Annotated in this window: 22 protein-coding genes; 13 read left to right on the top strand and 9 right to left on the bottom strand. The window is 71.5% G+C overall.

The window, feature by feature from the left end; genetic code table 11:
* The first annotated feature begins 28 nt into the window (after positions 1–28).
* From AB0H62_RS09105 to AB0H62_RS09090, 4 genes are all read left to right on the top strand, one after another.
* On the top strand, positions 29–970 hold the full coding sequence (locus tag AB0H62_RS09105) for an ABC transporter ATP-binding protein (protein WP_220242887.1): 942 nt from the start codon (positions 29–31) through the stop codon (positions 968–970).
* Positions 970–1,773, top strand: a complete 804-nt coding sequence (locus AB0H62_RS09100; RefSeq protein WP_220242886.1) for an ABC transporter permease — start codon at positions 970–972, stop codon at positions 1,771–1,773. The genes AB0H62_RS09105 and AB0H62_RS09100 overlap by 1 nt, the downstream gene beginning before the upstream one ends.
* Positions 1,773–2,609: an ABC transporter permease gene (locus AB0H62_RS09095; protein WP_360585108.1), complete on the top strand. Its 837-nt coding sequence runs from the start codon at positions 1,773–1,775 to the stop codon at positions 2,607–2,609. The genes AB0H62_RS09100 and AB0H62_RS09095 overlap by 1 nt, the downstream gene beginning before the upstream one ends.
* 84 nt (positions 2,610–2,693) lie before the next feature.
* Entirely contained in the window at positions 2,694–4,625 is a 1,932-nt protein-coding gene (locus tag AB0H62_RS09090) for a hypothetical protein (RefSeq protein WP_360585106.1), read from the top strand.
* A gap of 54 nt (positions 4,626–4,679) precedes the next feature.
* Here the strand turns inward: AB0H62_RS09090 and AB0H62_RS09085 are convergent, their stop codons facing one another.
* Both AB0H62_RS09085 and AB0H62_RS09080 read right to left on the bottom strand, forming a co-directional pair.
* Entirely contained in the window at positions 4,680–5,642 is a 963-nt protein-coding gene (locus tag AB0H62_RS09085) for a LuxR C-terminal-related transcriptional regulator (RefSeq protein WP_360585104.1), read from the bottom strand.
* A gap of 62 nt (positions 5,643–5,704) precedes the next feature.
* Positions 5,705–7,147 carry a S8 family serine peptidase gene (locus tag AB0H62_RS09080; protein WP_360585102.1) on the bottom strand — a complete coding sequence of 481 codons (1,443 nt, stop codon included), beginning with the start codon at positions 7,145–7,147 and terminating at the stop codon, positions 5,705–5,707.
* Positions 7,148–7,643: 496 nt separating this feature from the next.
* Here AB0H62_RS09080 and AB0H62_RS09075 point away from each other — a divergent pair, with 496 nt between their 5' ends.
* From AB0H62_RS09075 to proB, 5 genes are all read left to right on the top strand, one after another.
* Entirely contained in the window at positions 7,644–10,730 is a 3,087-nt protein-coding gene (locus tag AB0H62_RS09075) for a translation initiation factor IF-2 N-terminal domain-containing protein (RefSeq protein ID WP_360585100.1), read from the top strand.
* A 181-nt stretch (positions 10,731–10,911) separates the two neighbouring features.
* Positions 10,912–11,226, top strand: a complete 315-nt coding sequence (gene rplU, locus AB0H62_RS09070; protein WP_009081084.1) for a 50S ribosomal protein L21 — start codon at positions 10,912–10,914, stop codon at positions 11,224–11,226.
* Between the two features lie 41 nt (positions 11,227–11,267).
* The gene (rpmA, locus tag AB0H62_RS09065; RefSeq protein WP_220242880.1) at positions 11,268–11,534 is read left to right on the top strand and encodes a 50S ribosomal protein L27; all 267 of its coding nucleotides are present in this window, start codon (positions 11,268–11,270) and stop codon (positions 11,532–11,534) included.
* Between the two features lie 117 nt (positions 11,535–11,651).
* Positions 11,652–13,169, top strand: a complete 1,518-nt coding sequence (obgE, locus tag AB0H62_RS09060) for a GTPase ObgE (RefSeq protein WP_220242879.1) — start codon at positions 11,652–11,654, stop codon at positions 13,167–13,169.
* Entirely contained in the window at positions 13,166–14,272 is a 1,107-nt protein-coding gene (gene proB, locus AB0H62_RS09055) for a glutamate 5-kinase (protein ID WP_354873961.1), read from the top strand. Before obgE ends, proB begins: the two co-directional genes overlap by 4 nt.
* Before the next feature lie 49 nt (positions 14,273–14,321).
* Here proB and AB0H62_RS09050 read toward each other — a convergent pair whose 3' ends face one another.
* Together AB0H62_RS09050 and AB0H62_RS09045 are read right to left on the bottom strand one after the other, a co-directional pair.
* The gene (locus tag AB0H62_RS09050) at positions 14,322–15,305 is read right to left on the bottom strand and encodes an aldo/keto reductase (protein ID WP_360585096.1); all 984 of its coding nucleotides are present in this window, start codon (positions 15,303–15,305) and stop codon (positions 14,322–14,324) included.
* Between the two features lie 67 nt (positions 15,306–15,372).
* Positions 15,373–15,951 (bottom strand): DJ-1/PfpI family protein, encoded by a 579-nt coding sequence (locus AB0H62_RS09045; RefSeq protein ID WP_360585094.1) that lies wholly within the window; start codon positions 15,949–15,951, stop codon positions 15,373–15,375.
* Between the two features lie 91 nt (positions 15,952–16,042).
* On the opposite strand from AB0H62_RS09045, the gene AB0H62_RS09040 reads away from it, so the two are divergent.
* A complete protein-coding gene (locus AB0H62_RS09040) occupies positions 16,043–16,606 on the top strand; it encodes a TetR family transcriptional regulator (RefSeq protein ID WP_360585092.1) in 564 nt (187 codons plus the stop codon).
* Positions 16,607–16,862: 256 nt separating this feature from the next.
* On the opposite strand, the gene AB0H62_RS09035 is transcribed toward AB0H62_RS09040, so the two are convergent.
* Complete coding sequence (locus AB0H62_RS09035) at positions 16,863–17,579, bottom strand: SDR family oxidoreductase (RefSeq protein WP_220242874.1); 717 nt, start codon at positions 17,577–17,579, stop codon at positions 16,863–16,865.
* A 58-nt stretch (positions 17,580–17,637) separates the two neighbouring features.
* Between AB0H62_RS09035 and AB0H62_RS09030 the strand changes: the two genes are divergently transcribed.
* Entirely contained in the window at positions 17,638–18,222 is a 585-nt protein-coding gene (locus AB0H62_RS09030; RefSeq protein WP_220242873.1) for a TetR/AcrR family transcriptional regulator, read from the top strand.
* Here AB0H62_RS09030 and AB0H62_RS09025 read toward each other — a convergent pair.
* The gene (locus AB0H62_RS09025) at positions 18,212–18,826 is read right to left on the bottom strand and encodes a TetR/AcrR family transcriptional regulator (RefSeq protein ID WP_220242872.1); all 615 of its coding nucleotides are present in this window, start codon (positions 18,824–18,826) and stop codon (positions 18,212–18,214) included. The genes AB0H62_RS09030 and AB0H62_RS09025 overlap by 11 nt on opposite strands.
* A gap of 90 nt (positions 18,827–18,916) precedes the next feature.
* Here AB0H62_RS09025 and AB0H62_RS09020 point away from each other — a divergent pair, with 90 nt between their 5' ends.
* Complete coding sequence (locus AB0H62_RS09020; RefSeq protein ID WP_360585089.1) at positions 18,917–20,125, top strand: NAD(P)/FAD-dependent oxidoreductase; 1,209 nt, start codon at positions 18,917–18,919, stop codon at positions 20,123–20,125.
* A 207-nt stretch (positions 20,126–20,332) separates the two neighbouring features.
* On the opposite strand, the gene AB0H62_RS09015 is transcribed toward AB0H62_RS09020, so the two are convergent.
* The gene (locus AB0H62_RS09015) at positions 20,333–20,929 is read right to left on the bottom strand and encodes a TetR/AcrR family transcriptional regulator (protein WP_360585087.1); all 597 of its coding nucleotides are present in this window, start codon (positions 20,927–20,929) and stop codon (positions 20,333–20,335) included.
* Positions 20,930–21,012: 83 nt separating this feature from the next.
* On the opposite strand from AB0H62_RS09015, the gene AB0H62_RS09010 reads away from it, so the two are divergent.
* The gene (locus AB0H62_RS09010; RefSeq protein ID WP_220242869.1) at positions 21,013–21,747 is read left to right on the top strand and encodes an SDR family oxidoreductase; all 735 of its coding nucleotides are present in this window, start codon (positions 21,013–21,015) and stop codon (positions 21,745–21,747) included.
* A gap of 40 nt (positions 21,748–21,787) precedes the next feature.
* Here the strand turns inward: AB0H62_RS09010 and argS are convergent, their stop codons facing one another.
* Both argS and AB0H62_RS09000 read right to left on the bottom strand, forming a co-directional pair.
* Positions 21,788–23,515 carry an arginine--tRNA ligase gene (argS, locus tag AB0H62_RS09005; protein ID WP_360585085.1) on the bottom strand — a complete coding sequence of 576 codons (1,728 nt, stop codon included), beginning with the start codon at positions 23,513–23,515 and terminating at the stop codon, positions 21,788–21,790.
* A 70-nt stretch (positions 23,516–23,585) separates the two neighbouring features.
* Positions 23,586–24,875, bottom strand: a complete 1,290-nt coding sequence (locus tag AB0H62_RS09000; protein WP_360585083.1) for an MFS transporter — start codon at positions 24,873–24,875, stop codon at positions 23,586–23,588.
* Between the last annotated feature and the right edge of the window lie 82 nt (positions 24,876–24,957).

Below are 24,957 nucleotides of genomic sequence, written 5' to 3'. Positions count from 1 at the left end.
GTCGGTGCCCACGCCTAGTGTCGCATGCGTGGCAGAGGCAACGGCGGAACCGGCACTGGTGCAGGCGAAGGCACTGGTGAAGCGGTTCGGTGAGTTCGAAGCGGTGCGCGGCATCGACGTCGAGGTGCGGCCGGGGGAGGCGTTCGGCTTCCTCGGACCCAACGGCGCCGGGAAGTCGTCGACGATGCGGATGATCGCGTGCGTGTCGCCGCGCACCGACGGTGACCTGCGCGTGTTGGGCATGGACCCGGACGTCGACGGGCCGCGCATCCGCGCGCGCCTGGGCGTGGTGCCGCAGGAGGACAACCTCGACGTCGAGCTCACCGTGCGGCAGAACCTGCAGCTCTACGGCCGGTATTTCGGCCTCTCACGGGCGCACGTGCGGGCCAAGGCCGAGGAGCTGATGGAGTTCGCGCAGCTGAGCGACCGGGCGGAGCAACCCGTCGACTCGCTCTCCGGCGGCATGAAGCGACGGCTGACGATCGCGCGCTCGCTCGTGAACGACCCGGAGCTGCTGCTGCTCGACGAACCCACCACGGGCCTCGACCCGCAAGCCCGGCACCTGCTGTGGGACCGCCTGTTCCGGCTCAAGGCGCGCGGCACCACGCTCATCGTCACGACGCATTACATGGATGAAGCAGAACAGCTCTGCGACAGGCTCGTCGTCATGGACGGCGGCCGGATCGCCGCCGAGGGCTCGCCGGCGGAGCTGATCGCGCGCTACTCCACCCGAGAGGTCGTGGAGCTGCGCTTCGCGCCGGGCGAACAGCAGACCGCGGCTTCGGCGGTCGAGGATCTGGCCGAGCGCGTCGAGGTCCTGCCCGACCGCGTGCTGCTGTACACGATGACGGGCGAGGCCACGCTCGAGCGCGCCCACGAACGCGGCCTGCGCCCGGTGTCGAGCCTGGTGCGGCGCAGTTCGCTGGAGGACGTCTTCCTGCGGTTGACCGGCCGGACGTTGGTGGATTGATGACGGTGTCTTCGACCGGCCGCGTTGTCGGTCCTTGGCGCGGCGCGTGGCTGCGCGTCGAGGGCCACTGGATGTGGTACCGGCGCCACTGGGTGAGCACGTTGTACTCCACGGGCCTGCAACCGGTGCTCTTCCTGGCCGCCATGGGCCTCGGCTTCGGCTCCCAGGTGCAGGCGGGCCCGGCGACGGGCGGCGTGTCGTACCTCGTGTACGTCGCCCCGGCGTTGCTCGTGGCGGGCGCGGCCCAGCTCGGCGTCGGCGACTCGACGTACCCGGTGCTGTCGGGCTTCAAGTGGCAGAAGGACTACTTGGCGGTCACGGCGACGCCCGTGTCCGCCGGCCAGCTCGTCGGCGCGCACTTCATCTGGGCCGCGCTGAAAATCACCCTCGCGGGCGCGATCTACGCGGTGATCGCCGTGTTCTTCGGCGCGTGGCAGAACTTCGGCGCGGTCCTGGTGGTCCTCGTCGGCACGCTCACCGGCCTCGCCTGCGCAGCCCCGATGACAGCGCTCGCCGCGAAGACGTTCGACGAGGGCCAGCGCTTCGGGCTGCTGTTCCGCTTCGTGGTGATGCCGATGACGTTGTTCTCGGGCACGTTCTTCCCGATCACCCAGATCCCGCTGTACCTGCGGTGGCTCGCGTGGCTGTCGCCGCTGTGGCACGGCACGCAGCTCGCGCGGGCCGGCACGCTCGGCGGCGTCGGCGGGCTCGCGGTGCTCGGGCACGTGGCGTACCTGGTGGCTCTCGTCGTGGTGGGCTGGGCGCTGGCCCACCGCTGGTTCTACCGCCGGCTGGTGGCGTGATGACCGACCTCCGTGCACCCGAGATCCCGCGGCGCCGCGGGCTGCTCATCCGCGTGCTGCCGCCCGGCATGTACAGCGGGCGCGCCGGCGCGTTGATCGAGCGGGCGGTCACCGTCTACGGGCGGTCGTGGACGATCCTGCTGTCCGGCGCGCTGGAGCCGTTGTTCTACCTGCTCGCGTTCCAGGTCGGGTTCGGCAAACTGGTCCAGACCGTGCCGGGGCCCGACGGGCGGCCGATGAGCTACGTCGCGTTCGTGGCGCCCGCGCTGCTGGCGTCGTCGGCGATGAACGGGGCCGTGTTCGAGAGCACGTACAACCTGTTCTTCAAGCTGCGCTACGCGAAGACGTACGACGCCATGCTCGCCACGCCCATCGGCCCGCTCGACGTCGCGCTGGGGGAGATCGGCTGGGCCATGCTGCGCGGCGGGCTGTACTCGGTGGCGTTCATGGCCGTCACGGGCGCGATGGGACTGCTCACGTCGTGGTGGGCGCTGCTGCTCCTGCCGGTGGCGCTGCTGGTGTCGTTCGCGTTCTCGGCCATCAGCATCACGCTCGTGAGCTACCTGAAGTCGACGTCGCAGTTCGACTACATCCAGCTCGTGCTGATGCCGATGTTCCTGTTCTCCACCACGTTCTTCCCGATCACGGTCTACCCCGAGGCACTGCAGTGGCTGGTCCGCTGTTTCCCGCTGTACCACGGCATCGAGCTCATGCGCGGCCTCGCCACGGGCTTCTTCTCGTGGAGCATGGCGGGCAACCTCGCCTACCTGCTGGTGCTCGCGGCGATCGGCGTGTGGGGGTCGACGCGGCGGATCGCGAAGCTCTTGCTGACCTGATCGGGGTGTCCAAAGTGCGACCTGTCGTATTTCGGCCACGGCGAAGATCGTGACGGCGCGCCCGGACTGCCCCAGGCTGACCGGATGCACGGAAGACCCCTGAAGCTGGCCGCGCTCACCGCCGGCTTGTCCCTCGCCCTGGCCGTCCCCGCCTTGGCCGAGCCCGCCCACGCGCAGCCGTGGCAGCTCGTCGGCCCGAACAGCGCCGGCGGCCACCTCGCGTTCACGCCCGACGCCCCGGCGCGGCTGTACGTGCTGCCCGACAGCGGCCGCGCCGTCTACCGCACCGACGACCACGGCGACACCTGGACCACGCCAGGTCCGTTGGGCGCCAACGGCACCGCGATCGCGGCTGACCCGCGCGAAGGGTCCGTCGTCTACGTCGCGGCCACCGACCCGGCCACGGGCACCGGCGAGGTGCTGCGCAGCGATGACGCGGCGCGCACGTTCCGCTCCGTCGCCACGAGTCCGGGCCTGCTCGCGTCCGTGGTGGTCTCGCCTTCGGGCGAGGACGTGTTCGCGGCGGGCGACGACGGCGTGCTCACCAGCACCGACCACGGCCGCCACTGGGCGAAGCTCCCGGGCGCGCCGGCGGGCGTCACCGACCTCGCCCTCGACGGCGACCACCTGTTCCTGTCCACCAGCAGCGAAATCCACGTCGTCGACGACGCGCTGAGCCACCCGCGCGCGCCGCGCAAGCTCTCGGTGCCCGGCTCGTCCTACCTCGCGAACCTGGCCGCGGCGGACGGCATCGTCGTCGGTTCGGGTGTGCTCGGTAGCGGCGTGCTCTCCACCGACGGAGGCCGGACCTTCCGCACGCTGACCGGTCCGTGGGGCGCCGACGACGCGACGGCGTTCACCGGGCTGACCTCCGCCGGGGAGCTCGAGGTCCAGTCCATCGCCTCGCCGCAGCCCGACGGCAGCGCCGGCGCCCGCGATGTCTGGGTCAGCCGCGACCGCGGCCGCACGTGGACCGACCACCCGGCCGCGACCGGTGCGATCGACCTCTACTCCGAGATCGGCAGCTTCCCCGACCGCCAGCACGAGCAGGTCGTGGCAGCGGCCGCGGGGATCTTCAGCACGCGGGACTCGGTGACGTTCCGGCGCATCGGCGTGCCCGACACCGAGGTCAACGCGCTCGCGAGCGTCGGCGCGGCACTCGTCGCGGCCACGCGCAGTGGCACCTACCGCTCGACGGCGCCGTTCGCGGCGCACCTCCCGCGCGGCTACGAGGACTGGGGCTGGACCGGCCAGGCCCCGGACACCTTGGGCAACTCCATCGGCGCGCTCGCGACGGTGTCGGCCAAGGCCGTGCTGCGCGTGCGCCAGGGCTACTGCGAGGTCGACTGCTTCACCGTCGAACGCTCCGGCGACGGCGGCACCACCTGGCAGCAGTTCGCGACCGTGCCGGGCAACTCCCGCGCGCTCGCCGTCGACCCGCGCGACCCGAACACGGTCTACGCGGGCAGCTACCTCACGCCCGCCGTCTACACGAGCCACGACGGCGGCCGCACGCTGACGCAGCACGCGCTCGCCGGCCTCGACGGCGTGCAGTCGATCGCCGTCGACCCGCGCTCCCGCGGTGCCGTGTGGATCGGCGACGTCACCGGCCTCTACCGCAGCACCGACGGCGGCGCCACCGCGCAGAAGCTCTTCGACGGCGAGGTCGCCCACGTGACCGTCGACCCGCGCGACGCCCGCCACGTCGTGGTCACCGGCGCCGGCTTCGTCAAGGCCAGCACCGACGGCGGCGCCACTTTCCGCCCCGCTGCGGGCCTCGGCACGGCCGGCTACTCCGACGCCGTCTTCACCCGCGACGGCACCCTCTACGTGTCCTCCGCCGACAAGTACGAACCCGGCGCCGGCGTCCTCCTCAGCCACGACGGCGGCCGCCACTTCACCAAGCTGCCCACCCAACCGGCCGACCGCGACGTCCGCACCCTCCTGCCCTCCGCCGACGGCCACTGGCTGCTGGCCGGCACGGGCGCGGGCGTCTACCGCCTGCCCTTGCACTGATCCGCGGGGCCGGGTGTCCGCGGTGGACACCCGGCCCTGGTCCTCAGTGGACAGTCAGCCGTCCAGCCACCCGAGTTTCGCGACCTGCCACGCCAGCTGCATCCGGCTCTGCGCGTCCGCCCGCTGCATCAGGTCCTGCAACCGCCGCTGAACCGTCCGGTGGCTCACCCCGAGGTGCTTCGCTATCGACTTGTCGCTCACGCCGCCGACGAGGAGAGACAGCATCCGGCGCTCGTCGGGCGACAACTGCGCGTCGGCGGGGACGCCGTCGATGCGAAGGGGAGACGCGCGTTCCCAGTAGCTCTCGAACAGCGCCACCAGCGCGGTCACCAGGCTGCTGCCCAGCACGAGCGCGGCGGTCGGCTCGCCGGTGGCCTCGTCGTCGGCGAGCGGGCACAGCGCGAGCGCCCGGTCGGCCACGGCGAGGCGCACGGGCAGCTTCGCGATCGTGCGCGCCCGTTCGCCCAGGCGGATGCCCTCGGCCAGGCCCGCGATCGCGCCCGGTTCTTCGAGCAGCGCGGTCTCGTACAGCACCCGGAAGCGCACGCCGCGGGCCAGGGCGCGGAACTCCTCGTCGTTGTCGGCGGCCGGCATGGCGATCGGTGCCTCGCGGCAGAACCACAGCACCTCCTCGCGCGCGTCGCGCTGGAGGCTCAGTGCCTGCTGCCGGATCGCCTCCGCGCCGGTGACGACCTCGACCAGCCGTGACGAATCGCGCCGCCGCGCGCTGTCACGGTACTGCTCAGCCAGCTCTGTGACGGCGGCGCGGGCGTGGTCGAGCTCCGACTGGCCGTGGCGCAGCAACGGTCCGAGCGAGACGTCGGGCGGCGCCGGCACGTAGTGCTCGCCGGTGCGGCTCACGAGCCGTTTGGCCACGAGCGAGCCGAGTACCCGCTCGGCCTCGGCCACGGCGAGCCCCAGCCGCGTGGCCACCTCGCCGGCCGCGGCGCGGTAGCCGCCCACGAGCACGCGGAACGCCCGCTCCTCGTCGGCGGTCAGGCCGAGCGCTTCGAGCACCGCACCTCCTCGCGCACGTCAGCGGAACCGCGTCCGGACATCCAACCCGGGGCACCGACGGCCTATCTCGCGGGGTTCGGCGGGCCCGTCTCCGGCGGGGTCACGGCGGCGAGCGCGTCGACGAGGCCGTGGCCGTAGAAGCCGTTGTAGCTGTCGTAGCCGGCGCAGTAGGCGTCCTGGGTGCCGTCGCCGGTGAGGTCGTAGTCGTCGGGGCACGGCATGGGCGTGGCCGCCGTCTCCAGGGCGCGGCGCAGGTCCGCGGCCGACATACCGGGGTGCGCCGACTTCAGCAGCGCCAGCACGCCGGCGACGTGGGGCGCGGCCATCGACGTGCCGCACAGCGGCGCGTAGCCCCCGGGCACGGTCGACACCACGCAGCGCCCGGCCTCGCCGCCGGGCGCGGTGACATCCACCACACCGAGGCCGTACGAGCTGTAACCGGCCTTCACGCGGTCCGCCCCCACAGCCGACACCGCCACCACGTCACGCAGGCCCGCCGGCAGCGCTTCGCATTTCGCGGCCCCGGCCGTCGGCACGCCCGAGTGGGCCGACGGTGTCAGGTCCACGGCCTCATTGGTCGCCGCCGCGACGTTCAGCGTCCCGGCCGACGTGGCGTACTCCACCGCGCGCGCCAGCACCTCGTGGACGACGCCACGGTCGTTGCCGCGCACGCACGAGAGGGACCACGGGTTCACGAACCAGCTGCTGTTGGTCACGGGCAGGTGGTGCGCCGCCGACCACATCAGCCCGCACACCGCGGCCTCGGGATCGGCGTAGCCGCGGTCGTCGATCACCTTCACCGAGGCGATCCGCACACCGGGAGCGACGCCCGTCACGCCCTTGCCGTCGTCGGCCGCGGCGATGATGCCGGCCACGTGCGTGCCGTGCACCGAAGTCGTGGGTTGCCAGGCCGCCGGCCGCGGATCGGGGACGCCGGTGAGGCAGCCCGCGGAGTCGGCCGGGTCGATCGCGGCGGCGAGATCGGGGTGGCTCGGGTCGACGCCGGAGTCGAGCACGCCGACCACCACGTCGCGGCTGCCTTCGCTCACCTGGTGCGCGAAGGTCGCGCCGATCATCTTCATGTCCCACTGCTCACCCGACAGGTCGGCCGTGGACACCTGCGCGGGGTCGCTCAGGTGCAGCTCAGCCCGCGCGGGCTGCGGCGGCACCGCGTCGCCGCTCGCGCGCTGCGCCGCCAGCCGGGTGCCTTGCGCGCTGAACGCCCGGTCGAGCCCGATATTCGACCCGAAGTCCGGATCATCCGAAGTGACGATGCCGACGGCGATCTGCGGGTAGTACCCGGACGAGTGACCGCAGGCGGCTTCCACCTGCTCGCGTGCGGAGTCTTCGGAGGTGCCCCGGTCGAAGGCGACGACGTAGCGCAAGGTTCGCCCGGACGGGTGGCAGCTCGGCTCGTCCGCGCTCGCCGGGCCGGCGGCGAGGCACCCGCAGAGCACCGCGACGAGGCACACGGCCGCGCGCAGCGGCCGCGCCAGCAGGGACACCGGACCTCCTACCGGATGCAGGAAACGCCGGGCACCCGCGCGCACGCGTGCCCGAGCCGCACGGTAACCAGGCTGGGGCGGCGGGACAAGCGGAACGGCCAAGTTCGCACCGCCACGGGCCGCGCAGGGCACCGACTACACCGGGTGCACCCCCGGGTGTGGGATACTCACGTCGACCGCCTCGACGACGGGCATCCTGCCTGCGTCGTGAGTGGTCCGGAGGAGTGCCGGACCGGCACCACTCGCGTCGCCCCCGGGAGGCCGGGCAGCTCGACGTGGTGGGGCTGGCCCGCGAGGGGTCGGAGCCAGGCCGGCACGCCGCCGAGGAGACCTGACCGTGCCCGGTTCGCCGAACCCCGGTGGACCGCACGGTTTGCCACGCAAGGATTCCCGCCGCTGGTCACCACCACGGCGGGCACGGAACAGAAAGGGCCCCTGCGCGGCCGCGTCATGACCGGTGAGAACCGGCAGACGCGCCCGGGGGCGGAGGAGACACATGTCGAACGCGGACACACCCGCCGATCAGACCGGCGGGAATACCGCCGCACCCGTGACCAGTCAGCTGGGGGAGCTGCCGCCGCGCATTCGCGTGCACGCGCTCGCCAAGCTGCTGGGCTCCAGCAGCCGCGACCTGCTCGCCAAGCTGGCCGAGCTGGGCGAGAGCCCCCGCAGCGCGCAGTCGAGCGTGACGCGCGAGGTCGCGGTAAAGGTGGCCGAGGCGCTCGCCCCGGCCGAAGCGGCCGAGAGCACGCCCGAGGTCACCGCGGCGGCCGAGAGCACCGCGACCCCTGAGGTCACCGAGGTCACTGAGCAGCCGGCTCAGCCCGAACCCGTCCAGGCCGAAAGCACCGAAAGCGCCGAGACCACCGAGCAGCCCGCCGAAGAGCAGGCCGCCCCCGGGCAGCGCGAGCCGCGCCGCCGCGTCCGCCGGGCCGCCGTGCCCGCCGTCGTCGTGAGCCACCCGCCCGCCGAGGTCGAGGCCGAGGAGCCGGAGCGGGCGCAGGCCAAGCGCCCGGTGCACGTGCCGGTGTTCGCCGCGCCGTCGCCGGTCTTCCTGCCGCCGGAGCCCGAGCCCGCCGGTGAGCGGCCCGCGCGCAACCGGCCCGCGCCGGTGTTCGGCGTCGGCCCGAAGCCGGTCGCCGAGGAAGCGCCGGCCGAGGACGAGCAGGCCGAGGACACCACGGGCGAGGACACCGACGATCGCTCCGACGACGACGAAGACGGCGCATCCGGTCGTCGCCGGCGTCGTCGCGGCCGCCGTGGCCGCGGCCGGGGCAAGGGCGGCGACGAGGGCGGCACCGAAGACGACGAGCCCGCCGACGAGCCGGACCGCAAGCGCGGCTCGGCGAAGCAGGACGACAAGCAAGCCGAGAAACAGGCCGACAAGCCCGAGAAGCAGGCCGACAAGGCCGACTCCGAGCAGGGCGAGCAGACCGAGTCCGAGGACTCGTCCGGCGAAGCCGATGCCGACGGCGACTCCGACGGCGAGGGCGGCAGCCGCCGCCGGCGCCGTCGCCGCCGTCGCAAGGGCGGGGACGACGACGGGTCCGACGCGACCACCGACGACCCGCCCAACACCGTCACCCACGTGCGCCAGGCGAAGGCCGAGCAGCCCGAGCGCCCGGCGCGCGACGAGGTGCGCAGCGTGCGCGGCTCCACGCGCCTGGAGGCCAAGCGTCAGCGCCGCCGCGACGGTCGCGAGGCCGGCCGCCGCCGCGCCCCGATCCTGTCGGAGGCCGAGTTCCTCGCCCGCCGCGAGTCGGTGGAGCGCACGATGGTCGTCGCCGAGAAGGGCGACTCCACGCAGATCGCGGTGCTCGAGGACGGCGTGCTCGTGGAGCACTTCGTCACCTCGGCCGGCACCGGGTCGATCGTGGGCAACGTCTACCTCGGCCGCGTGCAGAACGTGCTGCCGAGCATGGAGGCCGCGTTCATCGACATCGGCCGCGGCCGCAACGCCGTGCTCTACGCCGGTGAGGTCGACTGGGACGCCGCCGGCCTGGAGGGCAAGGCCCGCAAGATCGAGCAGGCCCTGTCCACCGGCGACAGCGTGCTCGTGCAGGTCACGAAGGACCCGGTCGGGCACAAGGGCGCCCGGCTGACCACGCAGATCTCGCTGCCCGGCCGCTTCCTGGTCTACGTGCCGGCCGGCGGGGCCACGGGCATCTCGCGCAAGCTGCCGGAGAACGAGCGGCGCCGGCTCAAGGACATCCTCAAGCGGATCGTCCCGGAGGACGCGGGCGTGATTATCCGCACCGCGTCGGAAGGCATCGTCGAGGAGGAGCTCGACCGCGACGTCCGGCGCCTCAAGGTGCAGTGGGACGTCATCAAGGAGAAGGCCGACGCCGGTTCCGCCAAAAAGGGCGGCACGCCGACCATGCTCTACGAAGAGCCCGACCTGCTGGTGAAGGTCGTGCGCGACCTGTTCACCGAGGACTTCGCCAAGCTCGAAGTGCAGGGCGGCAAGTCGTTTGACACGATCCACTCGTACGTGGAGCACGTGGCCCCGGACCTGGCCGACCGCCTCAAGCGCTACACCGGCACCGGCGACGTGTTCGCCGACCACCGGATCGACGAGCAGATCACGAAGGCGCTCGACCGCAAGGTCTGGCTGCCCTCGGGTGGTTACCTCGTCATCGACCGCACCGAGGCGATGACGGTGATCGACGTCAACACCGGCAAGTTCACCGGCTCGGGCGGCAACCTCGAAGAGACGGTGACGCGCAACAACCTGGAGTCGGCGGAGGAGATCGTCCGCCAGCTGCGGCTGCGCGACATCGGCGGCATCATCGTGATCGACTTCATCGACATGGTGCTCGAGTCCAACCGCGAGCTGGTGCTGCGCCGCCTCACCGAGTGCCTCGGCCGCGACCGCACGCGTCACCAGGTCGCCGAGGTCACGTCGCTGGGTCTGGTGCAGATGACCCGCAAGAAGATCGGCACGGGCCTGCTCGAGGCGTTCTCCACGCCGTGTGAGCACTGCAAGGGCCGCGGGGTCATCGTGTCCACCGAGCCGCAGCGCACCGGTGGTGGCGGCAACGGCGGCGGCACCAACGGCCACAACCACGGCGGCGGCGGTGGGGACACCAAGAGCTCCCGTCGCTCGCGCGGCCGCGGCAAGGGCGACGAGCAGCAGGCCGAGCCCACCAAGGTCGTGGAGCCGGCCCCGGCGCCCACGCCCGAGCAGCGCGAGTCCGTGGTGTCGGCCGTGCAGGCGATGGTGAACGCGTCGAAGGCGGCGTCCCACAAGGGCGAGCACGAGGGCGAGCCGGAGCCGCACGTCGAGGACGAGCCGAAGCCACTGGCGGAGGCCGTGAAGACGGTGGAGACGGCGCAGGAGACGGCGGCCCCGGCCGCCGAGACCCCGGCGCCGGCCGTCGAGGAAGCGGCTCAGCCGGTTGAGACGGTTGAGAAGACCGAGGTTGCCGAGACCGCCGAGACCGCTGAGGCGGCCGCGTCGACTTCGGAGGCCGAATCCGAGGTCGACGTGCCGGCTCCGGCCACGCGACCCACCCGGCGCCGGTCGCGCCGGGCGGCGTCGCGCCCGGCGGGTCCGCCGGTGCACGCCTCGGAGCAGAGCTGAAAGACCACGTAGGGGACCCCGGTGTCCATCCACCGGGGAACCTCACGTAACCTGTAGTACGGCCTACCACCAGAGCAGGCCGCTGCGCGAGCACCTGGACCGCCTTCGGGCGGGCCGTCCGCGCCAGCCCCCCACCCGATTGCCTAGTAGTTACAGGGCCGAGTTAATGCAGGAGACTTCCGTGTCGGCGTACGCGATCGTCAAGACCGGCGGCAAGCAGTACAAGGTGGCCGTCGGCGACGTCGTCGAGGTCGAGAAGCTCGAGGGCGAGCCGGGCACCGAGCACACCTTCCCCGCTGTGCTGTTCGTGGACGGTGGCGAGGTCACCACGGACGCCGACGCGTTGGCGAAGGTCTCGGTTACCGGCAAGGTCGTGGAGCAGACCAAGGGTCCGAAGATCCGGATCCACAAGTTCAAGAACAAGACCGGCTACCACAAGCGCCAGGGTCACCGGCAGAAGCTGACCCGCGTTGAGGTCACCGGTATCTCCAAGTAGTTCTTCGGATCTTCGCAGACTTTCAGAAAGAGGCTTGAGCGATGGCTCACAAGAAGGGTGCGTCCAGCTCCCGCAACGGTCGTGACTCCAACGCCCAGCGACTGGGCGTGAAGCGCTACGGCGGCCAGGAGGTGAACGCCGGCGAGATCCTGATCCGCCAGCGTGGCACCAAGTTCCACCCCGGCGTGAACGTCGGCCGTGGCGGCGACGACACGCTGTTCGCGCTCGCCGCCGGTGCGGTCGAGTTCGGCACCAAGCGTGGCCGCAAGACGGTCAACATCGTGCCTTCGGTCGCCGCAGAAGCCTGATCTTCGGGTTTTCTGCAACACGACTTTCCGACGAGGGGTGGAGCCGGAATATCCGGCGCCACCCCTCGTTTGTGTTGTCCGAGAGTTTTTTCTTCGCGAGTGAAGTGAGGCAGTGCCATGGCGTCCCGGTTCGTGGACCGCGCGGTGATCCACCTGACCGCCGGTGACGGGGGCAACGGCTGTGCCTCCGTGCACCGCGAAAAGTTCAAGCCCCTGGGGGGTCCGGACGGCGGCAACGGCGGCAACGGCGGCGACGTCACGCTCGTCGTCGACCCCAACGTCCACACCCTGCTCGACTTCCACTTCCGCCCCCATGCCCGCGCCGGCAACGGCAAGATGGGCCAGGGCAACAACCGCAACGGCGCCGCCGGCGACCCGCTGGAGATGCGCGTGCCGTCCGGCACCGTCGTCTTCACGGAGGACGGCGAGCTCGTGGCCGACCTCGTGTCGCCCGGCACCACGTTCATCGCGGCCCAGGGCGGCCGCGGCGGGCTCGGCAACGCGTCGCTGGCGTCGAAGGCCCGCAAGGCCCCCGGGTTCGCGCTGCTGGGCGAGCCCGGCGAGTCGCGCAACCTGGTGCTGGAGCTGCGTTCGGTCGCCGACGTCGGCCTGCTCGGCTTCCCGAGCGCGGGCAAGTCGTCGCTGATCTCCGTGCTCTCGGCCGCGAAGCCGAAGATCGCCGACTACCCGTTCACCACGCTCGTGCCGAACCTCGGCGTGATCACCGCCGGCTCCACCGTGTTCACGATGGCCGACGTGCCGGGCCTGATCCCGGGCGCGTCGGAGGGCAAGGGCCTGGGTCTGGACTTCCTGCGCCACATCGAGCGCTGCGCCGTGCTGGTGCATGTGGTCGACTGCGCGACGCTGGAGCCGGGCCGGGACCCGGTGTCCGATGTGGACGCTCTCGAAGAGGAGCTCGCCAAGTACACCCCGGGCCTGGGCGGCAAGCTCGACGAGCGCCCGCGCGTGGTGGTGCTCAACAAGATCGACGTGCCGGAAGCCGCGGAGCTGGCGGAGTTCGTGCGGCCCGAGTTCGAGGCCCGCGGCCTGCAGGTGTTCGAGATCTCGACGGCCTCGCGCAAGGGCCTGCGGGAGCTCACCTTCGCGCTGGCGAAGGTCGTGGAGGAGTACCGCGAGGCGCAGCCGGTGCTGGAGCAGCAGCGCATCGTGCTGCACCCGCTGGCCATCGACGACAGCGGCTTCACCGTCTCGGCCGACCCGGAGGAAGAGGGCGCGTTCATCGTCCGCGGTGCCCGGCCCGAGCGCTGGATCCGGCAGACGAACTTCGCCAACGACGAGGCCGTCGGCTACCTCGCCGACCGGCTCAACCGTCTCGGCGTCGAGGACGCGCTCGCGAAGAAGGGTGCGAAGCCGGGCAGCCCGGTCACGATCGGCGACGTGCAGTTCGAGTGGGAGCCGTCGTCGCCCAGCGTCGCGGTGCACCTGTCCGGACGCGGCACTGACGTGCGGCTGGAGAAGAGCGACCGCATCGGCGCGGCGGAGCGCAAGGAAGCCCGCCGGATCCGTCGTGACGGGACCGGGGAGGACGAGTCATTCTCCGACGAGGACTCCGACTCGGCCTCCGCCGACCATGCGGATGACTTCGACGACGATCTGGAGGAACTGGACCGGTGAGCGGCACGCGCGTCGAGATCGCCGAAGCCCGCAGGCTCGTCGTCAAGGTCGGTTCGTCCGGGCTGACGACCGCCGGCAGCGGCCTGGACGTCAAGCGGCTCGACGCGCTGGTCGACGCCATCGCGGCGCGCGTGGCCCGCGACTGCCAGATCGTGCTCGTGTCCTCGGGTGCCATCGGCGCCGGCCTCGCGCCGCTGTCGCTGGGCAAGCGCCCGCGTGACCTGGCCACGAAGCAGGCGGCGGCGAGCGTCGGTCAGCTCGCGCTGGCCCACGCGTACGCGGAATCGTTCGGCAGGTACTCGCTCACCGTCGGCCAGGTCCTGCTGACGTCCGACGACGTGGTGCGCCGCGCGCACTACCGCAACGCGCAGCGCACGTTCTCGCGGCTGCTCGCCCTCGGCGCCGTGCCCGTGGTCAACGAGAACGACACCGTGGCCACGCAGGAAATCCGCTTCGGCGACAACGACCGCCTCGCCGCCCTCGTCGCCCACCTCATCGGCGCCGACGCACTGATCTTGCTGTCCGATGTGGACGGTCTCTACGACGGCGATCCTCGCGACGGCGCCACGCGCAAGATCGCCGAGGTGCTGAGCGAGTCCGATGTGGAGGGCATCTCCGTCGGCATGTCCTCCTCGGGCCTCGGCACGGGCGGCATGGTCTCGAAGCTCGCCGCCGCCCGCACCGCCGCGGGCGCCGGCATCCCCGTGCTGCTCGCCGCCGCCGTCGACGCCGCGGGCGCCCTCGGCGCGGCCGACGTCGGCACGGTCTTCGCGCCCGCCGACACCCGCCTGTCCGCGCGCCGCTTCTGGCTCGGCTACGCCGCCGACTCGTCCGGCCGCCTCCGTCTTGACGACGGCGCGGTGGCCGCGATCCTGCGCCGCCGCTCGCTGCTGGCGGCCGGCATCACCGGCGTGCTCGGCAAGTTCGAGGCGGGCGACGTCGTGGACCTCGTTGATGCCAAGGACGTCCCGGTCGCGCGCGGCGTGGTGGCGTTCGACGCGGGCGAGCTGCCGGATCTGATCGGCCGGTCGAGCCACGAGGTCCCCGTGGAGCACCGCCGTGAGGTCGTCCACGCGGACGATCTCGTGCCGCTGCGCCGGTAGACCTCCACCTCGACCCGGGCGGCACACCCGGGTCCGAAGTGGACAGTGGTCAGCCGTTCGTCTTGGCCAGCCCCGCGGGCGTGTCGCGATCTCCCGCCACGGCGGTGTGCGGCACGGCGGCTTCGAGCCGGGCGAGGTCGGCTTCGCTGAGCGAGAAGTCCGTGGCGGCGGCGTTCTCCTCCAGGTACTTCCGCCGTTTCGTGCCCGGGATGGGCACGACGTCGTGGCCCATCACCCAGGCCAGCGCGATCTGGCCCGGGGTCACGCCCTTCTCCTCGGCGAGCGCACGAACCCGGTCCACCAGCACGAGGTTGGCCGCGATGTTCTCCGGCGAGAACCGAGGGAGCCCGCGCCGCGCGTCGCCGGGGGCGAGGTCGTCGACGCTGCGGATCGTGCCGGACAGGAAGCCGCGGCCGAGCGGGGAGAAGGCGACGAACCCGATGCCCAGCTCGTCGACGACGGCCTTCACGCCGTTGCTCAGGGCCTCCTGGCTGAACAGGGAGAACTCCGACTGCAGCGCGGTGATCGGGTGCACCGCGTGGGCGCGGCGGATCGTGGCCGGCGCCGCCTCGGACAACCCGAGGTAGCGCACCTTGCCCTCCTGCACGAGGGCGGCCATGCCGCCGACGGTGTCCTCGATCGGCGTCGCCGGGTCGACCCGGTGCAGGTACAGCAGGTCGATCCGGTCGGTCCCGAGGTGGCGAAGGGACCGTTCGACGGCCTTGCGGGCGTACTCCGGGCTTCCGTTCGGGCCGTGGAAGGTGCCGTCGTCGTCGATTTCGGTGGCGAACTTGGTCGCGAGCACGAGCTCGTCGCGCCGGTGCCCGAGCGCGCGGTGGATCAGCTTCTCGTTCTCGAACGGGCCGTAGGCCTCCGCGGTGTCGATCAGCGTGATCCCGAGGTCGGCCGCGTGGCGGAGAGTGGCGATCGACTCTTCGTCGTCACGGTCCCCGTAGAACGCGCTCATCCCCATCGCGCCGAACCCCTCGGCCGAGACTTCCAGGCCTTGGCCGCCGAGTTTCCTCATCCGCATGTTCTTCGCCCCTTTGCGCTGACTGTCCTCAATGTACTGATGGTTGCCTCGCTCGCCGCTCACCTGATCAGGCGGCGTGCAGCCGCTCGAGGATCACCGCCATCTCCTGCGGCAGGTCGCCGGGGCGCCGGGAGGTGACGATCTGCCCGTCCGCCACGACCGGCTCATCGACGTAGGTTCCGCCGGCGTCGGCGATGTCGCTCTCGACGTGGTAGAAGCCCGTCATGGCGCGGCCGGTCGCGAGGCCCGCCTTGGCGAGGACCCGCGGGCCGTGGCACACCGAACCGATCGGCTTGTCGCGCTCCGCGAACGTGCGCACGAACTCCACCGCGGCGTCGTTCGCCACGAGCTCCTCGGGCGCGAGGCCGCCAGGCATGTACAGCGCGTCGTACGCCTGCGGGTCGGCGTCGGCGAGGGGGAGGGTGTCCTGCAGGGTGGTGCCGCGGTAGCCACTGAGCAGGCCGCCGGCCGGCGTGATCACGTCGACGTCGTAGCCCTCCTCGACGAAGCGGTGGTACGGGTAGAAGAACTCGACGTCCTCGACCTTGTCTGCGGTCAGGATTGCGACGCGGCCGCGACCGGCCTGCGCCAGCGGAACGGGCTTGCGGTTGTCGACTCCGCGAACGGCCGTCTCACGCGTGGTCATGGTTGGTCTCCAAAACGAACGAACTGGATGGTTCGGTATCGACTATAGCACCGAAAGAACCAGATAGTTCGGAACGCTCTATGCTCGCGGGATGCCACGTGACGCGACGGAGACCAAGCGCCGGGTCCTGGAGGCCGCGTACCGGGAGTTCGCCGCGTACGGCCTGGCCGGCGCGCGGGTCGACCGGATCGCCGCGAACGCCGAGGCCAACAAGCGCGCCATCTACGACTACTTCGGGAGCAAAGAGGAGCTGTTCGACACGGTCGTGGTCGAACGCCTGCTGACGGGCATGGAGACCGTCCCGGAGACCTGGGACGACCTGGCGCGCTTCGCCGGCGCCGTCTTCGACTACTACGCCTCGGACCCCGACCGCGCCCGGCTCACGCTCTGGCGGCAGCTCGAACGCCCGGAACCGACCGCGCGCGAGCTGGAGTCGTTCGGCGCCAAGCTCGCCGAGATGCGCGCCGCGCGCCCGACCGACGAGGCCATCGACACCGCGGACCTCTACGCCCTGATCTGGACCCTCCACCACACGGCGATCCTCTACCCCGGCGCGCTGCGGCCGACCGCCGAATCCGACCAGGCGCGGCTGCGGGCCGCCGTCGTGGCCGCGGTGGGCCGCCTCAGCGCGCCGTGGCGTGGGGAGGCGGACTGACGGCGTTGCTTCGGTTGACCGACGGCCGGGGAGGTTTCCGGCGTGGCCCGGGCAGCGGTGGGCCGGCTGAGCGTTGGCGCTGGATGCCGGGCTGGCTGCGATTGCGGTCGGCGTGGGAGTCGGCCTCGCCGTGCAGCTGGGTGTCCCGCTCTCCGAGCCCGACGGTGAAGTGGGGTGCGACGACCCTCCGACTGCGGTGAAACCCGGGGCCACGGCGGGACTTGAGTCGTGATCACGGCTCAAGTCCCGCGGGGCGTCAGAGTGTGATCAGCCGCGCGCCACCGTCGCTCTCCAGGACGGTGCCGGTCGTGGTCGGGTTGGTGGCCGCGAACACCACGGCTTCGGCGACGTCGTCGGCGGAAGCGACCTGTCGCGTCGGCAGGACCGAGGCGACCTGTGCGAAGTAGGCCGCGCGCTGCTCGGGCGGGAAGCCGCTCCACCAAGCCGTGTCCACCACCCCGGGTGACACGGCGTTGACCCGGATCGGTGCGAGTTCCGCCGCCAGCGGTTTGACCGCGGCCTCCAGGGCGCCGTTGATCGCCGCGAGCCCGGTCGTGCCCGGCATGCCGGTGCGCGCGGTGATGGCGGTGACCAGGGTGATCGACCCCGTTGGCGCGAGTCTCGGCAGCACCGCCTGGATGGTGGTGAGGTGCGCCCAGAACTTCGCATCGAAGGCGCGCCGCAGCATTGCCAGGTCCAGGTCCGCGATCGGCCCCATTCCCTCGCTGCCGCTGAGGCTCACCACGAGGGCGTCGATCCGCCCGATCGTCTCGGCGAGCGCGGCCATGGCGGCCGCGTCGCCGCCGTCGGCCTGGTGTCCGGTGAGGCCGGGGTCGCTGGCCGCCAGGTCGTCGAGCCGTTCTTTGCCGCGGCCGGTGAGGTGGACGTCGAACCCGCGTTCGCGCAGCTTGCGCGCGGTCGCCAGCCCGATGCCCGAAGTGCCCCCAGCGACGAGGGCCGTGCTGTTGCTCATGTGGTCTCCAATTTCGAACCGTGACGTCTCGTCTCGAATTACGCTACCATCGGTTCTCGTGACCGACCAGCCCCTCGGCAGCCGCCCCGGCCGAAAGCGCAGCGCCGCCAGCCGCGACGCGATCCTCGTGGCGACCTTGGAACTCATCGCGGAAGTCGGGTACGCCGGCCTGACCATCGAAGGCATCGCGGCGCGCTCCGGCTCGGGGAAGCAGACCGTCTACCGGTGGTGGCCGTCCAAAGCGGACGTGCTCATGGAGGCGCTCGCGAGCAAGGCCGACCTGATCGTGCCGGTGCCCGACCACGGCGACCTCGCGGCCGACCTGCGCGAGTTCCTGCGCGACACGTTCGCGCTCGGCGGCAAGCAGACCGTCGGCGACACGCTGCGCGCGCTGATGGCGCAGGCGCAGGTGGACCCCGCGTTCGGCGACCGCTTCCGTGAAGACTTCCTGCTGCGCCGGCGCGAGGTGCTGGGCCGGATCGTCGACCGCGCGGCCGAGCGCGGCGAGCTCCCCGCCGGCGTCTCCCGCGAAACCCTGATCGACGTCGTGTTCGGCACCCTCTGGTACCGCCTGCTCGCCACCCGCACGCCGGTCGGCCCGGAGCTCGCCGACGAGCTGGTGGCGCTGATCGTCAGGGCTTGAGCGCCCGCACGATGCGGGCCAGCTGCTCCGCGTAGGCGTCGGCGAACTCGGCCGAGCCCGGGTCCTGGCCGGTGAGCGCGCGGGCGACGCGTGGGAACGCGAGCGACGCGCTGGCCGCCGCCATCAGCACGAGCATCAGCGCCGCCGGGTCGATGTCGGCCGGGAAGTCGCCGGCTTCCTGACGTGCGCGGACGTAGTCGAGCTGGCGCTGGAGGAACTCGCGCTGGGCTTCGACACCGATGGCGTCCGGCTCGCCGTCGGTGAGGTTCTCCCAGAGGAACAGGCGGCCGAGGTCGGCGTCGGCGAGGCCCGAGCGCACGAACTCGGCGGCGACGTCCGCCAGCTCGCGATCCGGCGCGGCGATCGTGGTGAAGCTGTCGAAGACCGGGCGGTTCAGCTCGGTGTACAGGCCTTCCTTGCCGCCGAAGTAGTACGAGATCAGCTGCTTGTTCACGCCCGCACGTGTGGCGATCTCGCCGACGCGCGCCGCCGCGTAGCCCAAGCTGGCGAACTCCGCCTTGGCCGCCTCGAGGATGCGCGCCTTCGTGCGCTCGGGGTCGCGCTGACGTTCGCGTGGCGCACGGCGGGGACTGTTCTCGGGCACGGGATCATCCTAGTCGATGACTCAATCATCCTCACGGTTGACTTAATCATCCGTACGGATAATTATGGAATGGTCCGAGAGGGGAAGACCATGAACTTGCGAGTTGCCGTCGTCGGCGGCGGGACGGGTGGCCTGTGCCTGGCCCACGGCCTGGTCCGGGCCGGTGTCGAAGTGGCGGTGTACGAACGCAGCCGCACGCGGACCGAGCGGCTGCAGGGTTACCGCGTGCACATCGATCCACACGGTGCGGCCGCATTGCACGAGTGCCTGCCGCCCGACGCGTGGCAGCGTTTCGTGGCCGCGACGGGGGAGAGTGCGCACGAGTTCGCCTTCGTCACGGAGCAGTTGCGCGAGCTGGCCGTGATGCGCGAACCGGACGCGGCGGATCCGGCGAAGGCCCACCACTCCGTCAGCCGGATCTCGCTACACCAGGTGCTTTCGGCCGGCCTCGAGGGAATCCTGTGGTACGACAAGGAGTTCGTGCGCTACGAGGCCGGGCCCAAGGACGTGACCCTCCACTTCGCCGACGGCACCGCGGCTTCGGCCGACCTCGTGATCGGCGCAGACGGCGCGAACTCCCGCGTGCGCGCCCAATTCTTGCCTCACGCGAATCGGGTGGACACGGGAATCGTCACGATCGTCGGCAAGGCGCCGCTCTCGGGCTGCGCCGGCCGGTTCACCGCCGGTCCGGTGTACGTCGTGGCCCCACCCGGCTGCGGCATGTTCACCGCGCCGCACCTGTCCCCGGAGGTCGCGGTCAACGACGAAACCGCCGACCTCGACCCGGTGCTGTTCGACAACACCGGCAGCTACGTGACGTGGGCCTACGGCGCACGGAACCTGCCGGCCGACCTGTCCGAACTGGACGGTGCCGCCCTGCGATCTCTGGTGCTCGACCTGATCCGCGACTGGCACCCCGACCTGGCGCGGCTGGTTTCGGACTCGCCCGAGGGCACCGTGAGCCGCCTGCCCATCCTCACGTCCGTCCCGGTCCGCCCCTGGCCCTCCGGCCCCGTCACTCTCCTCGGCGACGCCGCCCACAGCATGACGCCCTTCCGCGGCATCGGCGCCAACACCGCCCTCCGCGACGCTCAGCTGCTGTGCCGCAAGCTCACCTCCGGCCGCGCGGCCGGTGTGGCCGTCGCCGAGTACGAACGCGAAATGCGCAAGTACGCCGACAAAGCCGTCCGCACCTCGGCCCGCAGTGCCGACCAATTCGTCTCCGGCAGCCGCCTCGGCCGGGCACTGACGCGGACGATGTTCCGGACTCTCGGCGCTGCCCAGAAACTCCGCCGCTGACGGCTGGGGCGGCCGAATCGACCCCTGTGCAGCGGGGCTGTTCGAAGTCTGGGACTGCGGCGGCTTTCCTTGCCGGGTAGGCATTTCCGGCCGCCGCGCTGGAGTGGGCGGCGTCGGCCCGGCTCACTCACGGAAGTTGGGCCGGCCTTGGCTCAGGCTGTGGGGGCGTCAGCCCGCTCACCCAACGGAAGGTGGGACTTGCCCGGCTCAGGTTGCGGGTCGGGGGAGTACCGCGATCGCCGTTTCCGCGATGTCTTGCAGGGTTTCCTGGCTCGCGCCCGCCTTGCCGACTGCCTCGATGCCGCGCAGGACGGCCAGCAGCAGGGCCGCCAGCTTGACCGGGTCGGCGTCCGCGGCGAGGTCGCCGTTGCGCTGGCAGGCGGCGATGTCGCCGGCCAGCAGCCCCTGCAAAGCCTCGACTGTTTCCCGTGCCCGCCTGGCGACGACGTCGTCGTGTTCCGCCAGTTCGGCGGCGCCCTTGGCGAGGAGGCAGCCGTGGTGGGTGACGTCGGCAGCGGTGGCCGCGGCGACGGCGTTGACGTGTGCGACCAGGCGGGCGTAAGCGTCCTCATCGGACCCGCGCAGGCCGCGCCCGGTGGCGTCGACGATCGCGGTGCAGTAGTCGTCGAACACGCGGTGGAACAGCTCCTGCTTGCCTCCGAAGGCGCCGTACAGGCTGCCCTTGCCGAGGCCCGTCACCTCGGCGATCTCGTCGATGCGCGTACCCGCGTACCCGGCCTGCCAGAACTGGTCCCGGGCCGCGTCCAGCACCTTGCGCTCGTCGAACTTCCGCGGTCTCGCCACACCGCGAGCCTAACCGTTCTTGACTGTATCGTCCATAACAGGCTAGCGTTCTGGACGAAGCAGTCAAGAACTGGAGGAGTTCCATGACAGGGGTGCTGGCAGACAAGGTCGCGGTCGTCACCGGCGGCAACAGCGGGATCGGCCTGGCCGTGGCCCGGCGGTTCGCCGCGGAGGGCGCGCGGGTGTTCATCACCGGTCGCGACGAGGAGAAGCTCGAGGCAGCGGTCGCTGAGGCCGGCCCGGCGGTCACCGGGGTCCGGGTCGACGTGGCGGTCGCCGCGGACCTCGACCGGCTCTACGAAGTGGTGGGCGAGCAGGCGGGCCGCGTCGACGTGCTCGTCGCCAATGCCGGCGGCGGCCTGCCGGGAACGCTCGGGGACATCACCGAGGAATCCATCGACTACACCTTCGGTACCAACGTGAAGGGCGTGATCTTCACGGTCCAGAAGGCCCTTCCTCTGCTCTCGGCCGGCGCGTCCATCGTCGTGACGGGGTCCACCAGCGCCATCCGGCCGAGTGCGCCCCTGGAGGTCTACGGTGCGTCGAAGGCCGCCGTGCGCAACCTGGTGCGCAGCTGGGCCCAGCACGCGGCCGCGCGGAAGTTCCGCATCAACGTGCTCAGCCCCGGCCCGACCGAGACGCCCGGTTTGGTGGGCGCGCTCGGGCCGATGCTGCCCCAGCTCGTCGAGCAGGTTCCCCTCGGTCGGCTCGGCGAGCCGGACGAAATCGCCTCGGTGGCCACGTTCCTGGCCTCCGACGCGTCGTCCTTCGTCAACGGCGCCGAGTGGTTCGTCGACGGGGGACAGGCGCAGATCTGAGCCCCGGCGGGACAACGGGGTCCCGCCGGAGCGCCCGCGATCAGAGCCGGCGCGGGGCCTCGATGCCGAGCAGTTGCAGGCCGAGCACGAGCGTGCGCGACGTGAGCGTGGCCAGCTGCACTCGCGAGGCCCGCAGTTGCGGCGTCTCGGCGGCCAGAACCGGGCACTGCTCGTAGAAGCGGGAGAACGTCACGGCCGTCTCGTAGAGGTACGTACACAGCTTGTGCGGCGCGTACGCGCTGGTCGCCGAGCGGAGGGTCTCGCCGAATCGCAGCAGGGTGAGGGCGAGGGCGCGTTCGGCCGGCTCGGCCAGGGTGACCGGCGCGCCAGTGCTCTGGTCGCCCGCCTTCGCGAGGATCGACTCGATCCGCGCGTGCGCGTACTGCAGGTAGACCGACGTGTTGCCGTCCTTGGCCAGCATGCGGTCCCAGTCGAACACGTAGTCGCGCTCACGGTCGCCGGAGAGGTCGGCGTACTTCACCGCGCCGATGCCGACGGCGCGCGCCACCTCGCGCTGTTCGGCCTCGCTGAGCTCACTGCGTTCGGCGACGACGTCGGCGGCTTGCGCGACGGCCTCGCCCAGCAGGTCGGCGAGCTTGATCGTCTCGCCGGCGCGCGTGCGCATCACTTTGCCGTCGGCACCCAGCACGGAGCCGAAGCCGATGTGCTCGGCGTGCACTCCGTCGAGCCAGCCCGCGGCGCGGCAGACGGCGAAGAGCATCGCGAAGTGCTGGGCCTGCGGTGTGCCGACGACGTAGAGCAGGTCGGTGGCGCCGCGTTCGGTGGTCCAGTACTTCGCGGTGGCGAGGTCGGTGGCCGCGTAGCCGTAGCCGCCGTCGCGCTTGCGCACGATCAGCGGCAGCCGGTCGCCTTCGCGGTTGTGGAAGCCTTCGGGGAACACGCAGACCGCGCCGTCGCTGAGCTCGGTGAGCCCGTCGGCCTCCAGCTCGTCGACGACCTTGGCGAGGTAGGGGTTGTAGAAGCTCTCGCCGTAGATGTCTTCGTCAGTGAGGGTGATGCCGAGCAGGTGGTAGACCTCGTTGAAGTGGCGCGTGGATTCGTCGACGAGCCCCTGCCACGTGGCGAGCGTCTCGGTGTCGCCGCTCTGCAGCTTCACAACGCGCTCGCGCGAGCGGGTGGCGAACGCTTCATCGGAGTCGAACTTGCGGCGCGCGGCTTGGTAGAACTCATTGAGGTCGCCGATGCCGCTGGGCCCGGCGGGCGGTTCGTCGAGCAGGTGCTCGATGAGCATGCCGAACGGGGTGCCCCAGTCGCCGAGGTGGTTGTGGGGCAGCACTTCGTGGCCGGCGAAGCGCAGTAGCCGCACGATCGCGTCGCCGATCACCGACGAGCGCAAGTGGCCGACGTGCATTTCCTTGGCGACGTTGGGGCTGCTGTAGTCCAGCGCGATGCGCCGCGGTTCCGTGGCGGGTTCGACGCCGAGCCTCGGGTCGCTGCCGAGTGCGTTGACGCTGCTTTCGAGCCATTCGCGGCGGAGCACGAAGTTGAGGAAGCCAGGTCCGGCGATCTCCGGCGGTGCGGCGAGGTCGGTGATCTCGAGGTGCTCGACGATGGCCGCGGCGACTTCGCGCGGTGGGCGGCCGAGGCGTTTGCCCAGGCTCATCGCGAGGTTGCACTGGTAGTCCACGCCGTCGCGGGTCGAGACGGTGATGAGCGCGTCGGCCGGGGCGATGTCGACGTCGAGCGCGCGGTGGAGGGCGTCCACCACGCGTCGGGCGAGTTCCTCACTAACCTCGGGCTTGCGCACGGTGTCCCTCCTTCTTCGCGTAGTCGATTCGCCGCAGCGTAGCGACTCGGCCGAAGCGGGCTCGAGGGGATTACCGCAGTTCGCTGCCCTTCGTCTCGGGCAGGCGCAGCACCACGAGGAACGCGATGGCCGCGGCGACCGCGACGTACCAGAAGAACGCCGTGGCCGCGCCGGCCGCGGACAGCGCGCTGAGCACCAGGGGTGCGGTCCCGCCGAACAGCGCGACGGTGAGGTTGTACCAAGCCCCGATGCCCAGTCCGCGCAGCTCGGTCGGGAAGAGCTCGCTCATGATCGCGGGCGCGAGCGACGTCATCGCCGTGTAGAGGCCCAGCCCCACGCAGAACACCACGAGCAGACCGCCGAGCCCGGGCCGCACGAGGAACGACAGCGGCACGATCACCAGCGCCGTTGCGCCCGACCACACGAGCAGCTGCGGCCGGCGCCCGACGCGGTCGGCGAGCGCGCCCATCGGGTACTGCAGCGCCACGAACAGCGCGGTGGCGATCGAGAGCGCGAGGAACACGTCGATGTCGCTCGCCCCGCGCGTCTTCACCGCGAAGGAGGTGAGGGCGCTGAAGAAGGTGTAGTAGCAAAGTGTGGACAGCATCGTGAAGCCCACGAGCTGCCCGACAGCCTTGGGGTGGTGCGTCAGCGTGGTCAGCAACGGCCGCTCGACGCGCCGCGCTTGCTCCTTCTTCTGTTCGAACAGCTCGGTTTCCGCGAGGCTGCGCCGCAACCACAATCCGACGAGCCCCAGCACCCCGCCCAGCAGGAACGGGATCCGCCAGCCGAACGAAGCGAGCTGCGCCTTGTCCATCGTCCGCGCCAGCACGAACCCCAGCACAGTCGCGATCAGCACCGCCGACCCGGTGGAGATGTAGAAGAACGACGAGTACCGCCCGCGCCTCTTCGCCGGCGCGATCTCCCCGAGGTACGCCGAGGCGTTCGACACCTCGCCACCCAGCGAAATCCCCTGCGCCACCCTTGCGAGCAGCAACAGCACCGGCGCGAGCCAGCCCACCTGCGCGAACGTCGGCAGCACCGCGATCGCCACCGACCCGCCCGCCATGAGCGCGATGGTCAGGATCATGGCCGGCTTGCGCCCGTGCACGTCCGCGAACCGCCCGAGCAGCACCCCGCCCAGCGGCCGGAAGAAGAACGCGAGCGCGTAGGTCGCGAACGTGTTGATCAACGCCAGCGCTTCGTTGCCGGAGGGGAAGAACGCGCCCGCGAAGTAGATGCTGAACGTCGCGTAGATCGTCCAGTCGAACCACTCCAGCGCATTCCCGGCACTGGCGGCGAACAACTTCCGCACCGGCAACCGGTGCCTCGTCGCGACCTCCGCCGTCGATCCGGCCATGGCGACCTCCACGTCCCGCTCGGGTGGAAGGGCACTGTGCCAGAAATGCCGGGAGATCGGTAGTTCTTCACCGACCGGAAGT

This window comes from Amycolatopsis sp. NPDC050768 (genome assembly GCF_040654155.1).
Classification (GTDB): domain Bacteria; phylum Actinomycetota; class Actinomycetes; order Mycobacteriales; family Pseudonocardiaceae; genus Amycolatopsis.
The sequence above is the reverse complement of the archived record's forward strand: the minus strand, read 5'-3'. Positions and strand labels throughout refer to the sequence as shown.

Excerpts from the sequence above, each read along its gene's own strand:
- AB0H62_RS09100 (WP_220242886.1), top strand. The coding sequence starts at position 970 with ATGACGGTGTCTTCGACCGGCCGCGTTGTCGGTCCTTGGCGCGGCGCG.
- AB0H62_RS09035 (WP_220242874.1), bottom strand. The coding sequence starts at position 17,579 with ATGAGCAACAGCACGGCCCTCGTCGCTGGGGGCACTTCGGGCATCGGG.
- AB0H62_RS09000 (WP_360585083.1), bottom strand. The coding sequence starts at position 24,875 with ATGGCCGGATCGACGGCGGAGGTCGCGACGAGGCACCGGTTGCCGGTG.
- obgE (WP_220242879.1), top strand. The coding sequence starts at position 11,652 with ATGGCGTCCCGGTTCGTGGACCGCGCGGTGATCCACCTGACCGCCGGT.
- rpmA (WP_220242880.1), top strand. The coding sequence starts at position 11,268 with ATGGCTCACAAGAAGGGTGCGTCCAGCTCCCGCAACGGTCGTGACTCC.
- AB0H62_RS09075 (WP_360585100.1), top strand. The coding sequence starts at position 7,644 with ATGTCGAACGCGGACACACCCGCCGATCAGACCGGCGGGAATACCGCC.
- AB0H62_RS09095 (WP_360585108.1), top strand. The coding sequence starts at position 1,773 with ATGACCGACCTCCGTGCACCCGAGATCCCGCGGCGCCGCGGGCTGCTC.
- AB0H62_RS09020 (WP_360585089.1), top strand. The coding sequence starts at position 18,917 with ATGAACTTGCGAGTTGCCGTCGTCGGCGGCGGGACGGGTGGCCTGTGC.
- AB0H62_RS09045 (WP_360585094.1), bottom strand. The coding sequence starts at position 15,951 with ATGACCACGCGTGAGACGGCCGTTCGCGGAGTCGACAACCGCAAGCCC.
- AB0H62_RS09040 (WP_360585092.1), top strand. The coding sequence starts at position 16,043 with ATGCCACGTGACGCGACGGAGACCAAGCGCCGGGTCCTGGAGGCCGCG.
- AB0H62_RS09010 (WP_220242869.1), top strand. The coding sequence starts at position 21,013 with ATGACAGGGGTGCTGGCAGACAAGGTCGCGGTCGTCACCGGCGGCAAC.
- AB0H62_RS09050 (WP_360585096.1), bottom strand. The coding sequence starts at position 15,305 with ATGCGGATGAGGAAACTCGGCGGCCAAGGCCTGGAAGTCTCGGCCGAG.
- AB0H62_RS09090 (WP_360585106.1), top strand. The coding sequence starts at position 2,694 with ATGCACGGAAGACCCCTGAAGCTGGCCGCGCTCACCGCCGGCTTGTCC.